General features: G+C 67.1%; 16 protein-coding genes and 1 pseudogene. 8 read left to right on the top strand and 9 right to left on the bottom strand.

What is annotated here, in order from left to right; translation table 11 throughout:
* Window positions 1-1,008, top strand: a 1,008-nt coding sequence (locus N415_RS16620; protein ID WP_068183998.1) for a serine hydrolase domain-containing protein, incomplete at its 5' end; no start/stop codon positions are given.
* A gap of 291 nt (window positions 1,009-1,299) precedes the next feature.
* Complete coding sequence (locus N415_RS16615; protein ID WP_152531428.1) at window positions 1,300-1,620, top strand: hypothetical protein; 321 nt, start codon at window positions 1,300-1,302, stop codon at window positions 1,618-1,620.
* A 189-nt stretch (window positions 1,621-1,809) separates the two neighbouring features.
* Here the strand turns inward: N415_RS16615 and N415_RS16610 are convergent, their stop codons facing one another.
* On the bottom strand, window positions 1,810-2,286 hold the full coding sequence (locus N415_RS16610; protein ID WP_068128276.1) for a nitroreductase family deazaflavin-dependent oxidoreductase: 477 nt from the start codon (window positions 2,284-2,286) through the stop codon (window positions 1,810-1,812).
* 213 nt (window positions 2,287-2,499) lie between these two features.
* Here N415_RS16610 and N415_RS16605 point away from each other — a divergent pair, with 213 nt between their 5' ends.
* Genes N415_RS16605 through N415_RS16580 form a run of 6 tightly spaced genes read left to right on the top strand, consistent with a single transcriptional unit; the run spans window position 2,500 to window position 8,901 of the window.
* The gene (locus N415_RS16605) at window positions 2,500-3,192 is read left to right on the top strand and encodes a TetR family transcriptional regulator (RefSeq protein ID WP_068183993.1); all 693 of its coding nucleotides are present in this window, start codon (window positions 2,500-2,502) and stop codon (window positions 3,190-3,192) included.
* Window positions 3,189-4,424 carry a cytochrome P450 gene (locus tag N415_RS16600; RefSeq protein WP_068183991.1) on the top strand — a complete coding sequence of 412 codons (1,236 nt, stop codon included), beginning with the start codon at window positions 3,189-3,191 and terminating at the stop codon, window positions 4,422-4,424. The genes N415_RS16605 and N415_RS16600 overlap by 4 nt, the downstream gene beginning before the upstream one ends.
* Window positions 4,418-5,377 carry an SDR family oxidoreductase gene (locus N415_RS16595; RefSeq protein ID WP_068183986.1) on the top strand — a complete coding sequence of 320 codons (960 nt, stop codon included), beginning with the start codon at window positions 4,418-4,420 and terminating at the stop codon, window positions 5,375-5,377. Before N415_RS16600 ends, N415_RS16595 begins: the two co-directional genes overlap by 7 nt.
* 10 nt (window positions 5,378-5,387) lie before the next feature.
* On the top strand, window positions 5,388-6,548 hold the full coding sequence (locus N415_RS16590) for an amidohydrolase family protein (RefSeq protein WP_068184045.1): 1,161 nt from the start codon (window positions 5,388-5,390) through the stop codon (window positions 6,546-6,548).
* Window positions 6,549-7,793 carry a Xaa-Pro peptidase family protein gene (locus N415_RS16585; RefSeq protein WP_068183981.1) on the top strand — a complete coding sequence of 415 codons (1,245 nt, stop codon included), beginning with the start codon at window positions 6,549-6,551 and terminating at the stop codon, window positions 7,791-7,793.
* Window positions 7,783-8,901, top strand: coding sequence for a M24 family metallopeptidase (locus tag N415_RS16580; RefSeq protein WP_068183977.1), 1,119 nt, complete (start codon window positions 7,783-7,785; stop codon window positions 8,899-8,901). Before N415_RS16585 ends, N415_RS16580 begins: the two co-directional genes overlap by 11 nt.
* Before the next feature lie 310 nt (window positions 8,902-9,211).
* Here N415_RS16580 and N415_RS16575 read toward each other — a convergent pair whose 3' ends face one another.
* The 8 genes and pseudogenes from N415_RS16575 to N415_RS16540 all read right to left on the bottom strand — a co-directional run bounded on the left by N415_RS16575 (window position 9,212) and on the right by N415_RS16540 (window position 18,841).
* A complete protein-coding gene (locus tag N415_RS16575; protein ID WP_068183974.1) occupies window positions 9,212-10,576 on the bottom strand; it encodes an HNH endonuclease signature motif containing protein in 1,365 nt (454 codons plus the stop codon).
* A 62-nt stretch (window positions 10,577-10,638) separates the two neighbouring features.
* Complete coding sequence (locus N415_RS16570; RefSeq protein ID WP_068183972.1) at window positions 10,639-11,895, bottom strand: hypothetical protein; 1,257 nt, start codon at window positions 11,893-11,895, stop codon at window positions 10,639-10,641.
* Window positions 11,889-12,650, bottom strand: a complete 762-nt coding sequence (locus N415_RS16565; RefSeq protein ID WP_068183969.1) for an SDR family NAD(P)-dependent oxidoreductase — start codon at window positions 12,648-12,650, stop codon at window positions 11,889-11,891. Before N415_RS16565 ends, N415_RS16570 begins: the two co-directional genes overlap by 7 nt.
* A pseudogene (locus tag N415_RS16560) lies at window positions 12,647-15,039 on the bottom strand (CoA transferase). Before N415_RS16560 ends, N415_RS16565 begins: the two are co-directional and overlap by 4 nt.
* Complete coding sequence (locus N415_RS16555) at window positions 15,003-15,971, bottom strand: enoyl-CoA hydratase/isomerase family protein (RefSeq protein WP_068183961.1); 969 nt, start codon at window positions 15,969-15,971, stop codon at window positions 15,003-15,005. The pseudogene N415_RS16560 and the gene N415_RS16555 overlap by 37 nt, the downstream one beginning before the upstream one ends.
* Before the next feature lie 15 nt (window positions 15,972-15,986).
* Window positions 15,987-16,823, bottom strand: coding sequence for a mycofactocin-coupled SDR family oxidoreductase (locus tag N415_RS16550; protein ID WP_068184042.1), 837 nt, complete (start codon window positions 16,821-16,823; stop codon window positions 15,987-15,989).
* Window positions 16,823-18,025: a cytochrome P450 gene (locus N415_RS16545; RefSeq protein WP_068183958.1), complete on the bottom strand. Its 1,203-nt coding sequence runs from the start codon at window positions 18,023-18,025 to the stop codon at window positions 16,823-16,825. The genes N415_RS16550 and N415_RS16545 overlap by 1 nt, the downstream gene beginning before the upstream one ends.
* Before the next feature lie 123 nt (window positions 18,026-18,148).
* Entirely contained in the window at window positions 18,149-18,841 is a 693-nt protein-coding gene (locus N415_RS16540; protein WP_068184039.1) for a TetR family transcriptional regulator C-terminal domain-containing protein, read from the bottom strand.
* Between the last annotated feature and the right edge of the window lie 141 nt (window positions 18,842-18,982).

The following is an 18,982-nucleotide window of genomic DNA, read 5'->3' as shown; positions in this document are numbered from 1 at the left end:
GGCGGCTTCACCGACGCGGCGCGCACCACCGCCTGGGCCGAGGACACCATCGTGAACGTGTGGAGCTCCACGAAGACGGTCACCAGCCTGGCCGCCCTGATGCTCATCGACCGCGGCCTCATCGAACCGACCGCACCGGTGGCCGAGTACTGGCCGGAATTCGCGGCGAACGGCAAGCGGGACATCCAGATTCGCCACATCCTGTCGCACACCTCCGGCGTGTCGGGGTGGGACTTACCCTTCACCACCGAGGACATGTACGCCTGGGACAAGGCCACTTCGGCCCTGGCGGCACAGGCGCCGTGGTGGGAGCCCGGAACCGCCTCGGGTTATCACGCCCACAATCAGGGTCATCTCATCGGTGAGCTGATCCGCCGGGTGACGGGGCAGTCGCTCAAGGCGTTCGTCCGCGACGAAATCGCCGGCCCGCTGGGCGCCGACTTCCAAATCGGTGCGGCGCGTGCCGATTACGACCGGATCGCCGAGATCGTCCCGCCGCCGCCCCTGGAGCTGCCGCTCGAGGCGCTCCCCGAGGACAGCCCGATGCGCAAAACCTTCAGCGGCCCACCGCCCAACGCCGAGGCCGCCAACACGCCGGCCTGGCGCGACGCCGATATGGGCGCCCTCAACGGCCACGGGAACGCGCGGTCGCTGGCCGCGATCCTGTCGGTGATTTCGTTGGGCGGCAAGGCTCGTGGGGTTCGGCTGCTCAAGCCCGAGACCGTCGAGCTGATCTTCGAAGAGCAGGCCAGCGGTGTCGATCTCGTGCTGCCATCGCCGCTGCGGTGGGGCCTCGGGTACGGGCTTCCCCAAAAGGACGCGCTCCCCTACGTTCCCGACGAGAAGATCTGCTTCTGGGGCGGGTGGGGCGGCTCGATGGTGCTCATGTGGCCCGACCGGAAGGCCACCGTCTCCTACGTCATGAACAAGATGGGGCCGGGCGTTCTCGGCTCGGACCGCATGGCGATGTACGGGAAGTTGATCTTCGACGCGCTCGGGCCGGCCTGAGGGCGCGCGGTGTCCGCCGCGCCGCCCGACGACACCGGATTGCTGATCCGGGCCGACGACATCAACGGGCCCAGCTACGACAGCAGGCGAGGGCCGGTTTAGCGGTGACATAATCCTGCCGCCGAGGCAGGTGGCTGCCTGCGAACTGGTAGGCGATGACATCAGTGTATCGGAGCGATGCAGATCCCTTGCAGCGCAGGGGATTGTGCGCGGTTGCCGCGGCGGATATGGTCAAGAAGTTCCAACCACAGGTCCCAACCCAACCACGGAACTCCAATGAGGGGGTGCACCGTGAGACAACCGGAACTAACCAGCCTCATCGGCCTGCGCGACAGTGACGGCGATCAGCTACACCTCGTTCGCCTCGATCGGGCCAATGGCTCTCGCAGGTATTTGATGGCAATCGGTCAGGAAAGGGTGTTCCTGACTCCTGGCGATCTGGATCGGCTGAGCACCGTCATCCGGTGCGAAGTAGGTGGCCGGAATGACGATCTGAAGGCCGCGTTTAGGTTCCTCGCCCACGCAATCTGGCTCCTGATCATCGTCGCGGTGTCGTCGCTCCTCGCGTCCGCACTCACCGGGCCCTTGTTTGCCTACCCATGGTCGAACTGAAGTCATTCGGTGCGTGGTCTCCGATTCTTCGGCGAAGGCGACGACGGACAGCTCCAGGGGGGAAGTTGCTGATGTTCACCTCGGGCAAGGCGTTCGCCGAGCTCGCACTCGTACCCCCGGACCTCGTATCCGGCGTGGGTCTCAAGCAAGCCGCGGCGATCAAGAACGGGCTGGCGGCCTGAGCGCCAATCAGCCGGTCGGCGTGAGAAGAAACAGGCGGAACTGGCGCCCACCGGCGCGGTCCTGCGCGATCTGATAATTCGGCCAGTGCGCGACCACCCGGGCCCACGCCTTGTCGCGCTCCTCGCCGGTGAGCAACCGCACCTTCGCGACGAAACGGTGCCCCCGCCTGCGCACGGTAACCCGTTGCGTCGCTTTGAGATTCGCCGACCACGACGGGTGCCGGTCCAGGCCCCAATTGGACCCGACCACTATCAGCGAATCCCCGTCGGGAACGCACTGCACGGTGGCCGTGCGGGCGAGGCCAGTCTTGCGTCCGGAGGTGGTCACCTGGACGTTGGGCACGCCGGTGAGGTCGAGGACGCCGACTCGTCCGTTGGTCGCGAACCGGAGGAAGGCTTCGAGCCCTTCGGCGACGGGTCGCCCCCGCAGGATCAGCCACCTGTATGCCGTCGGGTTTCGCGCCACCCGCTGCAGCGGATTCACACGCGTACTGTAGTCCGACCCGGTCGGGCCAAATCGTCGGGATCGCCCCCGATTTCGAGTAACGGGGCACGTCCGCCGCGACCGACAGTCGCCGAGCCTGTAAATCTGCAGCAGAAGTACGAGTGAGGGCCTGCGAAATTACAGGCTCGCCGAATTGAGCGGATCCCGAGGCGGCGGGCGTTAAATAAATGGCTTGATTTAATTTAGCGCGCGGTGTTCACTGGGGCGATGACCGCCCAGCGAATGGCTCGCTCGGAGAGGTCGACGGGCACTCGCGAGGCGATCTTGTCGGCCGCCGAGGTGTTGTTCGCCGAACGTGGCATGTATGCCGTGTCCAACCGCCAGATCAGCGAGGCGGCCGGGCAGGGCAACAACGCCGCCGCGTGCTACCACTTCGGGACCAGGACCGACCTGCTCCGGGCGATCGAAAGCAAGCACCGCGAGCCGATCGAGCAGCTGCGCGCGCAGATGCTGGCGGAGATCGGCGAGTCGACGGAGCTTCGGGACTGGGTCGGCGCGCTGGTGCGCCCGCTGACCGACCACCTGGCCGCGCTGGGCACCCCCAGCTGGTATGCGCGGTTCGCCGCCCAGGCGATGGCCGACCCCACCTATCGGCACGTTGTCACCAAGGATGCGCTGACGTCGCCGTTGCTGGTGCGAACGATCGACGGCATCAACCGCTGCCTGCCCGAGCTGCCCAAGCGGGTGCGCTTCGAGCGAATTTCGATGGTCCGCAACATGCTGATGCATACCTGCGCGGAACACGAGGGCGCGCTGGCCGAGCACGGGCCGCGGTCGCGTTCGAGCTGGCCGGTCGCCGGCGAGGGGCTGATCGACGCGATCGTCGGCCTGTGGCGCGCGCCGGTGCACGTGAACGCCGCGGACGACAACCGAGGAGCAGGATGACCGATACCGGGACCAATAGCAGGACCGCAACCGACGTCCCGGACTTTCCGATGACGCGGGCGCCCGGTTGTCCCTTCGCCCCGCCGCCGGAAGCCTTGGCGCTCAACGACACCAAGCAGTTGAGCAGGGTCCGGATCTGGGACGGCAGCACCCCCTGGTTGATCCACGGCTACGACGCGATCCGTGCGTTGTTCACGGACTCGCGCACCAGCGTCGACGACCGGCTGCCGGGTTACCCGCACTGGAACGAGGGCATGTTGGCGACGGTCCACACCCGGCCCCGATCCGTCTTCACCTCCGACGCCGAGGAACACACCCGGTTTCGCCGGATGCTGTCGAAACCCTTCACCTTCAAGCGCGTCGAAGCGCTGCGCCCAGCAGTGCGGAAGATCGCCGACGAGCGCATCGACGCCCTGCTGGCCGGTCCCAATCCCGGTGACATCGTCTCCACCCTGGCGCTGCCAGTGCCGTCGCTGGTCATCAGCGAGTTGTTGGGCGTCCCCTACGAGGACGCGGACTTCTTCCAGGAACAAGCCCAACGGGGCACGGGGCGATACGCGACCGAAGAGGACACGGCCAAAGGGGCCGCCTCGCTGGCGAAATACCTCGCCAACCTGATTCGCGCCAAAATGCAAAGCCCGTCTGAGGATTTGGTGTCCGACCTGGCCGAGCGGGTCAACGGCGAGGAGCTCAGCGTGCGCGAGGCGACGCAGCTGGCGCTCGGCGTGCTGATCGCCGGTCACGAGACCACCGCGAACATGATCAGCCTGAGCGTCGCGGCGTTGCTGGAGCACCCCGAGCAGCGGGCGCTGCTGCGCGACGCCGACGACCCGAAGGTGATCGCCAACGCGGTCGAGGAACTGATGCGGTACCTGAGCATCATCCAGACGGGTCAGCGTCGAATCGCCGTCGAGGACATCGAGGTCGGCGGCGAGACCATCCGGGCCGGCGAGGGCATCATCCTCGATGTCGCGCCGGCCAACTGGGATCCCCGGCAATTCCCGAACCCGGATCGGCTGGACCTACTGCGCGAGGACGGCGCCCACGTCGGGTTCGGCTACGGCCGCCACCAGTGTGTCGGCCAGCAACTGGCCCGGATGGAACTGCAGATCGTCTTGCCCACCCTGCTGCGCCGGGTGCCGACGCTGCGGTTGGCCGTGCCCCTCGAGGAGCTTCCCTTCAAACACGACACGCTGGCCTACGGCGTGTACGAGCTCCCCGTGACATGGTGAAACGCGACCTGTCCCTTGACGTGCCCGACCTGTCCGGCCGCTGCGCGCTCGTCACCGGAGCCAATAGCGGTCTCGGGCTTGGCCTGTCGAAGAGGCTCGCGGCAGCGGGCGCCGACGTGGTCATGGCGGTCCGCTGCCGGACCAAGGGAGAAGCCGCAATCGCCGATGTCCGCCGGGAAGCGCCACGGGCCAAGTTGACAATCAGGCATGTGGACCTGTCGTCGCTGCGGAGCGTGGCGGCGCTGGGCGAGGAGCTGGTCGCGGAGGGCCGGCCGATCGACATACTGATCAACAACGCCGGCGTCATGACGCCGCCGCGGCGCCAGGAGACGCGCGATGGCTTCGAATTGCAGTTCGGCACAAACCATCTGGGTCACTTCGCGCTGACCGGACACCTGCTGCCGTTGCTGCGCGCGGCGAAGTCCGCGCGGGTGGTGACGGTCAGCAGCATCGCCGCAACCCAGCGAAACCTCGACTTCAGCGATCCCAACGCCCAACATGGTTACCGACCCATGCGCTCCTACGGAATGGCCAAGCTGGCGCAACTGATGTTCGCGATGGAACTGGATCGGCGCAGCCGCCTCGGCGGTTGGCGCCTGATGTCCAACGCGGCGCATCCCGGGCTTAGCAAGACCAACCTGCTCAGCGGCGCGTCCTACGGGCGCGACAGGCCGACGCTGCAGGCCCGGCTCACCCTGCTGACCTGGCGGCTGCTGCCGTTCATGTGGCTCGACGTCGACGAAGGCATCAAGCCGACGCTGTACGCCGCAGTGTCACCGGACGCTCGCGGCGGCACCTATTACGGGCCACGCGGCCTGTACGAAACCGCCGGGGGCGGGGTCACCCTGGCCGGAGTCCCCCGATTGGCGCGCAGCGAGGCCGACATGGGACGCCTGTGGCAGCTGTCCGAACAACTCACCGGTGTCACGTACGCGGGATCGCATGCGGAGTGAAGGGACGATGATGTCGAGCCAAACCGTGTACCCCGAGGGCGTGATCGGCGCACCCAAACACCGCCGCGGTCACGCCGCCGGGTGTGCCACCGGCCTGCCCGCCGGCACGGAAGTGTTCTCGGCGGACAACCACATCTCCGTCGCCGACGACATCTTCTACGAGCGCTTCCCGGACGACCTGAAGGATGACGCCCCCCGGATCTGGTACGAGGACGGCGCTTACCTGCTCGGGCGCCAGGGCCAATCCATGGTGGTCGGCGATTTCAGCGCGGTGCTCATGCAGTACGACGACCTGGCCGGCGCGGTGAGCAGCAACGTCGACGCCCGGGTCCGCGAACTCGCCGAAGACGGGGTGGACAAGGAATTGGTGTTTCCCAACGCGGTGCTGGCGTTGTTCCACTATCCCGACAAAGACCTGCGGGAGCGCATCTTTCGCATTTACAACGAACACATCGCCGCCGTGCAGGAGCGCTCTGGCGGCCATTGCTACGGCGTCGGCCTCGTCAACTGGTGGGATCCGCGCGGCACCCGGCGCACACTGACCGAGCTGAAAGCGCTCGGGCTCAAGACATTTCTGATGCCGATCAGCCCCGGCAACGACGACAATGGTCGCGCCATCGACTTCTCCTGCGCCGCGATGGATGCCGTGTGGGACGAGATCGAGGACGCCGGGCTGCCCGTCAGTCACCACATCGGCGAAAGCCAACCCAAGGTTCCCAGCGAGGTCAACAGCGTCGCCGTCGCGATGATGGTCAACATCGACTCGTTCCGGGAGATGTTCTCCAAGTACATCTGCGGCGGCATCCTCGACCGCCACCCCCGGTTGCGCGTCGGCTGGTTCGAGGGCGGCATCGCCTGGGTGCCGCCGGCGCTGCAGGACGCCGAGCACGTGCTGGCCTCGTATCGGCACATGCTCAAGGACCACCCGCGGCGCGACATCCGCTACTACTGGGACAACCACATGTGCGCCTCGTTCATGGTCGACGGCCTGGGGCTCGACCAGATCGGGGAGATTGGCATCGACAAGGTGATGTGGTCTTCCGACTACCCGCACAACGAAAGCACTTTCGGCTACTCGGAGCGGTCGCTGGCCGCGGTTGTCGACGCGGTCGGCCCCGAAGACGCCGTCAGGGTGGTCGGGGGCAACATCCGGAACTTCTTAGGCATCTAGATGACCAACGCACTCAGCGCGCGCGGCTCGGCGATCGACATTCCGGACGAGCCGGACTTCATCCGAATGCGTGCCGAGACCGGCGCGCGGCTGCGCGCCGCGATGGCCGACCACGGCGTCGACGCGCTCATCCTGCTGATGAACGGCTATGTCGGGTACGCGACGGGCGCCAGCTGGGCGTTGATCGACGCGGGCCTCTCGCACGTGGAGCGGCCGGTCGCCGTCGTGCTGGCCGATGACGAGTACCCGCATCTGTTCATGCCGTTTCGCGCGGGGTCTTCCCTGGAGCCTCGCGATCCGCCGGTGCCCGACGACCATCTGCACGGTCCGGTCTATCTCGAATTCGACCGGGGCGTAGAAGATTTCGCTCGGACACTGGCCGGGCTGATCCCGCGGGGCGCGACAGTGGCCGTCGACGAGCTCACCGGCGCGATGCGACGGTCGGCGGCCACTCTGTTCCCCGGCGGCCCGCCGTCGGACGCGGCGATCGTGCTCGGCGCCGCGCAATTGGTCAAGACACGAGACGAGCTGTCCTGCCTTCGCCGGGCCTGTCGCATCACCGAACAGGCGGTGGTCGACGTGCAAGCGGCGCTGGCGCCGGGCGTACGGCAGATCGATCTCTCGGCCAAGCTGGTTCGGCGCGCGTTCGAGCTGGGGGCCACCACGAACATGCTCGAGGCCATCTGGCAGGTGATGCCCAGCTCGCGGGAAGCCGGGGTGTGGACGACCCACGGCGACCTGGCGTTGCCGCTGCTCCCCTCGGCTCGCGAGCTGGCCGCCGGTGACGTGCTGTGGACCGACATCAGCATCAGCTACGCCGGATACTGCTCGGACTTCGGGCGCACCTGGGTGGTCGGCCAAGAGCCCTCGCCGCGGCAGCAGGATCAATTTCGGCAATGGCGGGCGATCCTGGACGCGGTGCTGCAGGTGACCAGGGCCGGTGTGACGTCGGGCGATCTGGCGCGTGCGGCGATCGCCGCCAACGGCGGTCGCAAGCCCTGGCTGCCGCACTTCTACCTGGGCCACGGCATCGGCACCTACCCCGCGGAGGCGCCCATGATCGGAACGGACCTCGGCGAGGAGTTCGACGACAACTTCGTCTTTCCGCCCGGCATGGCGCTGGTCCTCGAGCCGGTGGTGTGGGAGGACGGCACGGGCGGCTACCGCAGTGAGGAGATCGTGGTGATCACCGAAGACGGCTACACGCCGATCACCGACTACCCCTACTCCCCTTATGGCGACTGAGATTTCGCCCGACCCGCTGCGATTGCGGACGGGCCGTCGGGAACGGGCGCTGGCCGAAATGGACGCACACGACCTCGACATCCTGGTGTTGGGGCGGCAATCCAACATTCGCTACGTGACCGGCGCGCCCCAGCTGTGGATTGCCGGGACGCGACCGTTCGGTCCGATGTGCGTCGTGGTGCGCGCCACCGGCGACATCTACCTCAACAGCACCGATGACGAGGGCGTCCCCGAGGAGATCGGTCACGATCACCTCTACGGGTTGGCCTGGAACCCGATGACCCTGATCGACGTCCTGAAGAAGATCGACGGCGCCGAAGCGGCGCGCCGGGTCGGAACGGACGCCATCACACCGACTTTCGCGGCCTTGCTGCCGGAGGCCTTCCCGAACGCCGAGCTGGTCGACGCCGAGCCGGCGATGCGGTCGGCGCGCCGCGTCAAGACGTCCGACGAGATCGCGGCGATGGGCCCGGCGCTTCGGGTGGCGGAACATGGCCTCGCCGCCGCCGTCAAGGAGTTGCGGCCCGGGGTGTCCGAGCAGGCGCTCGCCGGGGCCGCGCTGGAGGCCATGGCTGCGGGCGGCGTGAGCACGCCGGCCACCCAGGACGTCGCATGGGTGACCTCGCGCGAGCACCCCTGGCGACGCGGTGATCGCGAGGTGCGGTCCGGTGACCTCGTCGCCTTCGCCGCGGGCGCGCTGGCGGACGGGTACGTCGGTGAGGTGGGCCGGACCTGGCCGGCGGGCGACGCGGCCGACGGTTCGGCCAGGAAGCTGTTCGGACGCTCGGATGCGTTGTTCGACAAGATGATCGCGGCCTGCCGCCCCGGTGCAGTCGCGACCGGGCTGCTAGCCGCCTATCGGGCGGCCGGCGAGCCGATACCGCCGATGCCCGTCGCGCACGGCTTGGGATTGGGTTTCGATCCGCCCGTCGTCTCCGAAACTCTCGCGGCGGCAGGCGAAGACGACCGCCTCGATGCCGGGATGGTGCTGGCGGTGACCGGCTATGTGTGGCAGGAGGGTGTTGGCGCGGTTCTGCGCCGCGACACCGTCCACGTCACCGACGATGGTGCAGAGGTGCTGACCGCCAGCCCGTCGTGGGGTGTATGACGGCCGCCGGCCGACCTGCGGATTTCGCCCGTGTGTGCAAGGGTTACCAACATGAAGACGAGAGTATTGATGGCCACGTTCGGTGCTGCCGCGGCCTTGGCGGCCGGTGTCATGTGGACCGCACCATCAGCCTCTGCTGATACGCCCTATTGCAACTCGCTTCCCCCCAGGGACGCTCGTGAGTGCAACTGCGGGTTCGACTTCGCCCCGGGTAGTCAGGAACTCCATGATTGCCTGTACGGAAACCCGGCCCCAGCACCCAAACCCTGATCTGCGTGGCGGGCGACGCCTGATCGAAAACTGCCTGCCGTCAAACGGGTTCCTCGTCGTCGGTGTCGCGGAGGAATCGTTCGGGGTGGTGAAAGTTGTTGGTGCGGGGTTGGCCGTGGTCGAGGTGGGGTGGGGGGATCCATTCGGTTTCGCCTTTGGTGTTGATGCGGGTGGTCCAGCCTTGTTCGGCGAGGCGGTTGTCGGGTCCGCAGGCCAGGGTGAGGTCGTCGATGTCGGTGCGGTGGGTGGTTGTCCAACCTTGGATGTGGTGGACCTGGCTGTGGTAGGCCGGGGCATCACAGCCCGGTTTGGTGCAGCCCCGGTGTTGGGCGAAGAGCATGATGCGCTGCGCCGGTGAGGCCAGCCGCTTGGTGTGGTAGAGCGCCAGCGGCTTGGCGTCATCGAAGATCGCCAGGTAGTGATGCGCGTGGCCGGCCCAGCGGATGACGTCGGACATGGGCACCAGGGTGCCCCCGCCGGTCAGGGCTTTGCCGGTGGCGGCCTCGAGCTCCTTGAGCGTCGTCATTGCCACGATCGACACCGGCAGGCCGTTGTGGCTGCCCAGGTTCCCGGAGGAGAACAGGGCCCGCAGCCCCGCGAGGAAGGCGTCGTGGTTGCGCTGGGCCTGGGAGCGGGTGTCGCGGCGCACCGCGTCCTCATCCGGGGTGTCGTCGATGACCTGGGTGTCGTCGTCGGGGTTGGCCGCGCCGGGGGCGGCCAGCTTGGCCAACAGGGCCTCGATCGCCGCGCGTAGTTCCGGGGTGATCAGGCCGGTGATGCGTGACATGCCGTCGAAGTCCTGGTTGCCCAGGACGATGCCGCGCCGGCGGGCCCGTTGTTGGTCGCTGAACTCCCCGTCCGGGTTGAGCCACTCCATGATCCGGCGGGCGTATTGGGCCAACTCATCGGGGCGATACTGGCTGGCCTTGCCGGCCAGATCCGCCTCGGCCGCCTCCCGGGTCGCGACGTCCACCGCGTCGGGCAGGTGGGCGACAAAGCTGCGGATCACCCGCACATGCGAATCACCGATCAGTCCTTCGCGTTGAGCCGCGGCCGTCGCGGCCAACTGCGGGGCCAGCGGCTCACCGGTCAGCGCCCGCCGCTCACCCAGATCCTCGGCCTCGGCGATGCGCCGCCCGGCCTCGGCTTTGGTGATGCGCAGCCGATCCGCCAGCGCGCAACACAGGTTGCCGCCCAGCTCTGCCGGAGTGGCCTGCGCGTCGAGCTGATTGATCAGCTCGTGCTGCGGGGCGCGCAGCCGGCGCCCCGCGCCTTCCAGACGTTCCAGGGCCCGCAGTCGTTCCGGGGTGGTGAGCACGTCAAAGGACAAGTCACACAGGCGTTTCAGGGCATCGTCGAGCGCGTCGAAAACCTCGACGATCTCCTCACGACTGCCCGAACCCATGCCACAAATCGTAGGAACAGCCACCGACAAGAAACCCTGATTTGTGACCAGTGAAACTAAAGTTACACAAGGGATTCCACGCAATGCCTTTCCCAGAGGTTCAGCAGATTTGACAGCATCTGCAGGGGCGCCCGCACGCTCTCGTCGTCCCTGATCCGCGGATCCATCCGGCTCGCCGGCGCATCGGTTCCGAATCGCGCGCGGATCAACGCCGGCACATCGAGCAGCCACGCGACCCCCATCACCGCCGCGTACAGCAGCGTGTGCCGGCGCAGTCGGTCGGGATCGAGCCGCGGGCCACCACAGCGCTCAACCTCCGATACGAACAACTGCAGCAACTCGTCGAAATGCTCGTTCCACATGTCGGTTTCGGCGCCGGACATCGCGCCCCAGATGGCCATGCCCATGTTCATCTGGCTCACGCATCCCCAGTCCAGCAGGCCGCAGCGCAAAACGCCGTCGCCGTCGCGCCAAAACCAGGCGTTGTCGATGTTGGCGTTCCAGTGGCACAGCGCGACGTAGTCGGGGTCGTCGGTCAGCCGGCTCGTGATCGTGTGCTCGTGACGCGCGACTCGCGGCACCTCGGCCCGGAGGCGCGCCAAGAACTCCGGCGAGCCGACATTGGCGGGCACTAGCCCAGGGTGAGTTTCGATGAATCCGGTCAGCTGGGACACGCGCCGGTCCAACTTCTCGGGGCTGAACGGGGCTCGGTCACCCACCATCGCCGCCCGCACGTCCAGCGGAAAGCATGACGCCAGCGACTCCGGAAGGCGTCCGGATCCGTAAGTTCCCGCGAGCCGGCCCAGCGCGCTGAGCAGCGCGCGGTAGTGGCCGAGCGGGTCGGGCATGTCGTAGTCCAGGCACTTGCGATACTGAGGGTCGATGCCGTTGCAGCCGAAGGGGATTCGTTCGGTGATCAGGATTCCCGTCCCGGTCTGGCGGTCGTAGTCGCCAAACTGCACCGTGGGCACGGCGATGGGAAATCCGGGTGTCCGCGACAGGGCAGCGAACCGGACCTCCGGCTCCATTTGCGTCCTTCCCCGGTCCCGCACCGGGTTTTCGAGATCGCGCGAGAACTTGACGAACAGGTCGGTGTGCAAATCAGGTTGTGGTCGGTTGTATTCGACCGACAGCTCGACTTTGCGTCCGGTGCTGCCGCCGGCGACCTCCCGGAACTCCGATATGCGCGTGACGGTGTTACCGTCGGCGAGCACGCCCGAAGCCCGAAACGCCTCGGTCAGGAACCGCGCGCCGGCGTGGCGTAAAGCGTTGGGGTCCGCCGGGATCGCGAGGCCGGATTGCTCGCCGTAGCTCACCAAGTCTGTTCCGCCGCGCGCACCAGCATGTGGTTGACGGCGACCCGGCGATCGCGGGTCACCATGTAGAGCACCGCGTCGGCGATGTCTTCCGGCCGCAACTTGACCATGCCGGCCGTCTGGCGCGCGACCGCCTCCCGTGCGGGTACGGGAAGGTGGCTGAAGATCTCGGTGTCGACAGTTCCGGGAGCCACCACGCCGACGCGCACCCGGTTTTCGAGCAGCTCTTGGCGGATGCCCTCGCTGAACGCGTTCACCCCGAATTTCGTGAGCGAGTACACCGCGGTGTTGGGTCGGGCCACCCAGCCGCCGGTCGAGCTGATGGTGACCAGATCGGCGACGCCGCGCGGTGAGTTGCCGGCCGCCTCAACCAGGTGCGGGAGCACGGCGCGGGTGACGTAGAGGACACCCTGCACGTTGACCGCGACCATGTCGTCCCAATCCTGCAGGGAGGCCTCGGTCGCCGGCCCGGACCGCATCAGGCCGGCATTGTTCACCACGGTGTCGAGCCGCCCCAGCTCGGCGACTGTGCGCTGCACGGCCGCGGATACGCCCTCGGCGTCGGTCACATCGGCGGTGACGACCAGCGCTGTGCCACCGGCTGATTCGATCTCGGCCTTCAGATCGGCGAGTCGGTCGGCACGGCGTGCCAGGAGGGCCACCGCGGCGCCTTCTGCCGCCAGCGCCTTCGCCGTTGCCGCCCCGATACCGCTGCTGGAGCCGGTAACCAGGGCCACGGTATTCGCCAGCGTCGTCACCGTCCGCCTCCCATTGGGGATCCCGCACCCAGGATCTCCCCCAAGACGTACGCGGTGTCCTCGCCCAAGTCCGGTGCGCCGCGTTCGATTCGCGCCGGGCAGTGCGCCATCCGCCACGACGGCCCCACTATCGGGCGCTGGCCTTCGCGGTGATCCGTCACGAAGCGAAAGAGCTCGCGGTCCCACAGGCGTTGGTCGCCGATCACGTCAATCACGGTAGCGCTCTTGCACGCCGCCACTCCCGCGGCCCGCAGTCGTCGCGCCAACTCCTCGGCGTCGTGGTCACGGGTGAGCCCGGCGAGCTCGCCGTCCAGCGGTTCGGCGTGGCGGTGCCGGGCCTCCATCGTGGCGTAACGTGCATCGCCGGCCAACGCCTCGGCGCCGAACACCTCGCACAGGCGGCGCCATTCGGCGTCGTCTGCCACGGCCACCGCTATCCAGGAATCGTCCCGGCACGGGTAACAGCCATGTGGGCACAGATCGGGATGCTTGTTGCCGTTGCGCCCCAAACGTTCTGCGGTGAGGCTTTGCTCGAGAAGGCAGTCGCCGACCATCGAGGACAGCGTCTCCACCGCCGACACGTCGACGAACTGGCCCTCGCCGCTGACTTCCCGGTGCAGCAGCGCCACCACGGCGGCGTACGCAGCGGCGGCTCCGACGGTGGAATCCCCGTAGCGCATGCTCGTTCCGAGGGGCGGTCCGCCCGGGTAGCCGACCAGCGACGCCAGCCCGGCCAGCGCGGCGAAGCATGGGGCGTAACCGGTTTGATGCCCCAGCGGCCCGTCGTTGCCCCACATCTTGATCGACACTGAGATGATGTCCGGCTTGATGGCCCTGAGCTGCTCGTAACCCAGGCCCTGGCGCTCCATCGCGCCCGGCCGCAGGTTGTTGATGACGATGTCGCTGCGCGCGATCAGCTCTCGCAGCCGCGCCATGGCCTCGTCCGACTTGATATCGAGGTCCACGCTGAGAATCTCGTGGTTGATGCTGAGAAAGTACGGGGCGTGGTCGATGTCGGTGCCGCCGTAGGCCCGCATTTCCTCGGGGGCGGTTGCCGTTTCGATCTTGATCACCTCGGCGCCCAACTGTGCCAGGAGCTTACCGGCGTACGGGCCGGCCCACACCTTGGTGAGCTCGACGACGCGAACGCCCTGCAGCGGCCCGCCCCGCGGGCGCTTCGGCGGCTTGAGTTGCGGCAATCTGACCGTCGGCGGCGTGCGCGGCACATCCAGGCCGCCCAGGACCGCGTCGGTGTGCTGGCCGAGAGTGGGTGCGGCCGAGGTGATTCGGGCCGGCGACGCGCCCAGCGCGTACGGAACGGTGGGATACGCCGCGTCACCCAGCGCGGGGTGGCTCATCTCCTGAAAGAACCCGCGGTGGCGGTATTGCGGCGACCGGTGCAGATCGGCGGCCTCGTTGACCGGGACCAACGGCACCCCGAGGCGCTGCGCGCGATCGGCCGCCGACTCTTTGGTCAGGTCCCGCACCCATGCGGCGAAGCCCCGCCGAAACGCCTCGACCTTCTCCGGCGTGACCGAGAACTCCAGCCAGTCGTCCTCGAAGGCATCCAGCCAGTCCGGATGACCCATGAGTTCCTTGAGTCCCGTCCAGTGGGCGCGGCTGGTCATGTACAGGTAGACGAAGCCGTCGGCGCAGGCGAAAAACGACGCGGGGCCGGCCTGGTCGTAGTCGTCGCGGCGCCCTTCGGCGGGAACCTCCCCGGTGATGAATCGGCCCAGGATGCAGTCCGCCCGCGAGACCAGCACGGCGTGCTGCGAGATGTCGATGGACTCTCCCCGGCCGGTGTGCAGCCGACCGAACAGCGATGACGCGACACACAGCGCCGCGTCCAGGCCCGCCTCGTAGTCCGCCAGGAACCGCCCCGGCCCCTGCAGCGGCGGCTTGGCGGGATCGGCGTGGCTGGGTGTGTGATATCCCCACCCGCTGGCGTGGAACACGTTGAGGCTCTTGGCGTTATCGAACTCGGCGCCGAACGGCGTGATCGAGCAGAACACGACGGACGGATGCCGTTCCGAACGGCCCGGGGCCCCAGAAACCCCGTCCTCGATGACCGCGTCGGCCGATCCGATCAGGTCATCCAGGCGCTCGGCGTCCATGACGACGGAGCGCTTGTTCCTATTGAGGTAGGCGAACAGCGCGCTGCCCTCAGGACCGTCGGCAAGGATGGGCGCCATCGCGCGAGTGCGGCTGCCGCGTTCGGGCGCCTCGACCTTGATCACCTCGGCACCGAAGTCGGCGAGCAGCTTTCCGCAGTACTCCCCCGCGACCGTCTCGGCCAACTCGACGATCCGAAAGCCCGTCAACGCGGACATGGACGGCCCCTCGGAACGGTCAGGGCTTCTTCCGTCCCGAGCGGCTCAGGCGCCACTCCGGCGGGAAGTTCAGGTCATTGTCCTTCACCACATTGTTGAGGCCCTTTTCGAAGGTGCCCTCGGTGAGGTCGACCTCTTGTGCATCGTTTTGGATCAGCGGCAGCATGCCCTCGACCATGCCGGTGAGCAGGCTGCCGAAGTACTCGCCCTTGTGCTGTTTGTAGAGCTCCAGGAAGGTCTTCTGCACCGCCACCGTGTCCGTGGGACGCGAGCGCGAGCACGCCATCGCGTATTTCAGCGTCTCTTCTTCGAGCTTCTCGCGGGGCACCACGCTGTTGACGAAACCGCAGTCGTACATCTCTTTCGCGCTGAACGGTCGCCCGGTGAACAGCATTTCGGAGAACTTCCGCAGGCCCATCGTCTCCGCCCACCACCAAAGGCGGGGGCCCCAGCCCACGTACCGGAACGCGGGGTGGCCGAACAAGGCGTCGTCCGAGGACACCACCAGATCGGCATCGCCGGCCTGATAGAAGTGCCACCCGTAGCAGTAGCCCTTCGCCTCGATGATGCTGATCTTCCGAAGTTCTTGCAGCGGGCGGTTTCCCGCGCGCGCCTTGGCGTAGAAGTCCGTGACGGTGGACAGGTAGCGGTACGACCCGCCCGGCGGGTACTTGACGTCGTCGTCGTTGATCGCGAGCTCGTGCAGCAGCGGCAGGCCCGGATTCTCCAGCATCGGGCGTTGCTCGGGCAGGTCGCCGCCGCTACCGAAATCCTCGCCCTCGCCGCGGATCACCACGACCTTGACGTCGTCGTCGACGTTGCACTTGTGGATCAGGTCGGCGTAGTTCTGCCGCATGCCCAGCGTCGTGGCGTTTTGCGCGTCGGGACGGTCGAAAGTGATGTAGGCGATCCTGTTCTTTTTGTCCTTCTCGAACTTGATGTACTGCTCGGCTTCCTTCTTCAGCTTCTCGTAGTCGTACTCAGGCATCGGTCTCCACTTTCTTTACTTGAGCAAAGCTCCCGCGTCGACGGGTAGCGAAACGCCGGTGACATAACGAGATTCGTCAGAGGCGAGGAACAGGACGGCGTTGCTGATGTCGGCGGCTTCCACCCAGGGCACCGGCAGCGTGTGGGTCATCTGCGAGAACGGCGCAAAGTCTTCCGGTCCGGGGTTCTCCAAGTCCGGGCGGAACAGGCGGAACGTCACGTCGTTCATGGTCATCGGCGTGTTGACCTGGCTGGGGTGCACCGAGTTCACCCGGATCATGTGCTGGCCCAGCTCCACGGCGAAGGCGCGCATCAGCCCGATCACCCCATGCTTGGCGGCGATGTAGTGGCCGGTGTACGCCATGGCCTTGTGCGACCCGACCGAGCCGGTGAGCACGATCGAGCCGCCGCGTTCGCCGGCGATGATATGCGGCACACCGGCTTTCACGGTGTGCCAGACGCCCGAAAGGTTCACGTCGATCATGTCCTGCCAGACGTTCTCGCGAATCTTGTGCAGCTTGTTGCCGAAGGTGCCGATGCCCGCGTTCGCGACGACGATGTCGAGACGGCCGAGTTGTTCCACCCCGCCGTCGACCGCCGCCTTGAGCGCGTCGTAGTCACGCACGTCGACTTGTGCGGTCACGATGCGGCGGTTGTGGCCCTTCACCAGATCGGCGGTTTCCGCGAGGTCCTCAGGGGTCGAATGCGGGTAGGCCAGGTTGTCGATGGGTCCGCATACGTCGATCGCGATGATGTCGGCGCCTTCCTGGGCCAGGCGCACCGCGTGACTGCGGCCCTGCCCCCGGGCAGCGCCGGTGATGAAGGCGACCTTCCCTGCTACCCGGCCCGCCATCACGGCACCACGGTTGGCAGGGTCTCCCAGCCCCGCACCGACGACGTAGGGCTGAGCGTGGCGCTGGCCAGATCGGGCTCCCATTCCGGGAAGCGCTTGAGGATTTCCTCCAGCGCGACCCGGCCTTCCAGCCGGGCCAGCGCCGAGCCCAGGCAGAAGTGGGCACCGACGCTGAAGGTGAGGTGCGGGCGGGCGGGGCGATGAATGTTGAATTCGCCCGCGTCGGGCCCGAATTGGCGCTCGTCGCGGCAGGCCGCCCCGAGCAGCATCATCATCACGCTGCCTTCGGGCACCGTCTGGTCATACAGGCTGACGTCGCGCGTCACGTAGCGCGCCATGTGCGGTGCCGGCGGCTCGTAGCGCAGCAGCTCCTCGATGGCCTGCGGGATGAGGCCGGGGTTCTGCACGAGCTCGCGGCGCTGATCGGGGTGCTCCGCGAGTACCTTTCCCGCCCAACCGATCAGCCGGGTCGTGGTTTCGTTGCCCGCCCCGGCCACGACGTTGAGGTACACCAGGATCTCGTTGCGCGTGAGCCGCCGCGTGGTGCCGGTCTCGTCGACGAACTCCACGTTGAGCAGCTCGGTCATGATGTCGTCGGACGGATGCTCGGCGCGCCAGTCGATGTAGGCCTCGAACTGCTCGCCCACCGACAGGCCGTGCTCGGCGGCGCTCATCGGCTTGCCGGGCTCGGTGCGTAGCTGGGCGTTCCCGCGATCGCGGATGTACTCCTGATCTTCCTCGGGAATCCCGAGCAGCATGCTGATGACCTTCATCGGCATGATCGCACCGAGATCGGTGACGAAGTCGAATCGCCCCGACCCCACCAGGGGATCCAGGAGCTGCGCGCAGAAGTCCCGGATCATCGGTTCCAGCGCGTTGATCTTGCGGGGGGTGAACATCCGCGACAACAGCTTGCGGTGCACGTCGTGGATCGGGGGGTCTTCGAAGATCAGCATGCCCGAAGGGATTTCGAGGTTGGCCTTGATCAACTCGAGGATCACGCCCCGGGCCGAGCTGTAAGTGCCGTTGTCGATGAGGGCCTTGTTGACATCGGCGTAGCGGCTCAGCGCATAGAAGTCGTATTCGGCGTTGTAGTAGAGCGGCGCCTCGTCCCGCAGGCGCGCGAACATCGGATACGGGTCGGCGATCAGCTCGACGTCGTACGGGTCGAAATGAACATCGCTGTCCGTGCTCGCCGTCACGAAATCCCTCCTAGCGCCTGCATTTTCACCTATCCACTGAGCCGTCCGTCGGCGACGGAATCGGGCCGAATGATTTATACGTTTCGCTTAAATACGTTGCGCCTACTCTATTCTCGTAGAGAATCATATGGCGGGTGCTCTGGCAAGGCTTTGAGCCGACGACCCGCCGGTCTCAGTCAGCCGGCCCTTGTTGGGGTTCTTCAGGATGCCGGTGGCGATGGCCGCCAGGATCCCGTCGAGCTGCTCGGGACTGTCGATGATTCGGTCGCCATGGGCGAAGCGCAGCAGCAGACCGTTGATGAAGGTGAGCGTGATGTTGCTCAGGTCCTCGACCACGGCCGGCTCCAGGTCGGCGCCGCGCGGCATCAGCTGCACCAGGATTTCGCGGTGCAGCTTGGTGAACGCGTCCGTGGCGTGCTGCAGGATCGCCGCCACCGCCGGGTCGCGGGTGGCCTGCATGGTCAGCTCGTAGCGGGCCCTGGTTCGCGACAATTGCGGTTCGTTCCCGGCCTGGATCACCACCTGCGACAACCGCGACGGTGACGGGTGGTTTCGCTGTCCGTCGGGACGCTCGGCCCCGTCCGCCACGGACTGCAAAGTCGCCAAATCCAGCTCCGCCAGCCGCTCGGCCGCGGCGCGCAGCAGCGCCGAGCGGGTCCGGAAATAGAACGAGGTCGTGCCGTCCGGGACCCCGGCCTGGCGGTCGACCTTGAGATGGCTCAACCCCTTGGCGCCCTCCTCGGCCAGCAGATGGATCGCCGCGTCGCACAGGTCGCGGCGGCGTTCGGTGGGGTTGGGCTTTCGTCGTTTGTCCATCGCGGGCATCCGCAGCGAGACAGTACTCTATATTCGTAGTGTCCGTAAAGGGCGTGTCGCGCCGACGCAACGGGTTGTCGGATGAAAATGTGGTGGACATGATCCGACGTGGATCCCGGCGAGCGCTCGCGCTCGTAAGCC

This window comes from Mycobacterium sp. UM_CSW, assembly GCF_000455205.1.
GTDB lineage: Bacteria > Actinomycetota > Actinomycetes > Mycobacteriales > Mycobacteriaceae > Mycobacterium.
Note: the sequence above shows the minus strand (reverse complement) of the source record. Positions and strands in the feature narration are given on the sequence as shown.

What these genes read in the sequence shown, in the direction of transcription:
- N415_RS16600 (WP_068183991.1), top strand. Translation starts at nt 3,189, where the DNA reads ATGACCGATACCGGGACCAATAGCAGGACCGCAACCGACGTCCCGGAC.
- N415_RS16575 (WP_068183974.1), bottom strand. Translation starts at nt 10,576, where the DNA reads ATGGGTTCGGGCAGTCGTGAGGAGATCGTCGAGGTTTTCGACGCGCTC.
- N415_RS16555 (WP_068183961.1), bottom strand. Translation starts at nt 15,971, where the DNA reads ATGCCTGAGTACGACTACGAGAAGCTGAAGAAGGAAGCCGAGCAGTAC.
- N415_RS16595 (WP_068183986.1), top strand. Translation starts at nt 4,418, where the DNA reads ATGGTGAAACGCGACCTGTCCCTTGACGTGCCCGACCTGTCCGGCCGC.
- N415_RS16540 (WP_068184039.1), bottom strand. Translation starts at nt 18,841, where the DNA reads ATGGACAAACGACGAAAGCCCAACCCCACCGAACGCCGCCGCGACCTG.
- N415_RS16580 (WP_068183977.1), top strand. Translation starts at nt 7,783, where the DNA reads ATGGCGACTGAGATTTCGCCCGACCCGCTGCGATTGCGGACGGGCCGT.
- N415_RS16550 (WP_068184042.1), bottom strand. Translation starts at nt 16,823, where the DNA reads ATGGCGGGCCGGGTAGCAGGGAAGGTCGCCTTCATCACCGGCGCTGCC.
- N415_RS16585 (WP_068183981.1), top strand. Translation starts at nt 6,549, where the DNA reads ATGACCAACGCACTCAGCGCGCGCGGCTCGGCGATCGACATTCCGGAC.
- N415_RS16590 (WP_068184045.1), top strand. Translation starts at nt 5,388, where the DNA reads ATGTCGAGCCAAACCGTGTACCCCGAGGGCGTGATCGGCGCACCCAAA.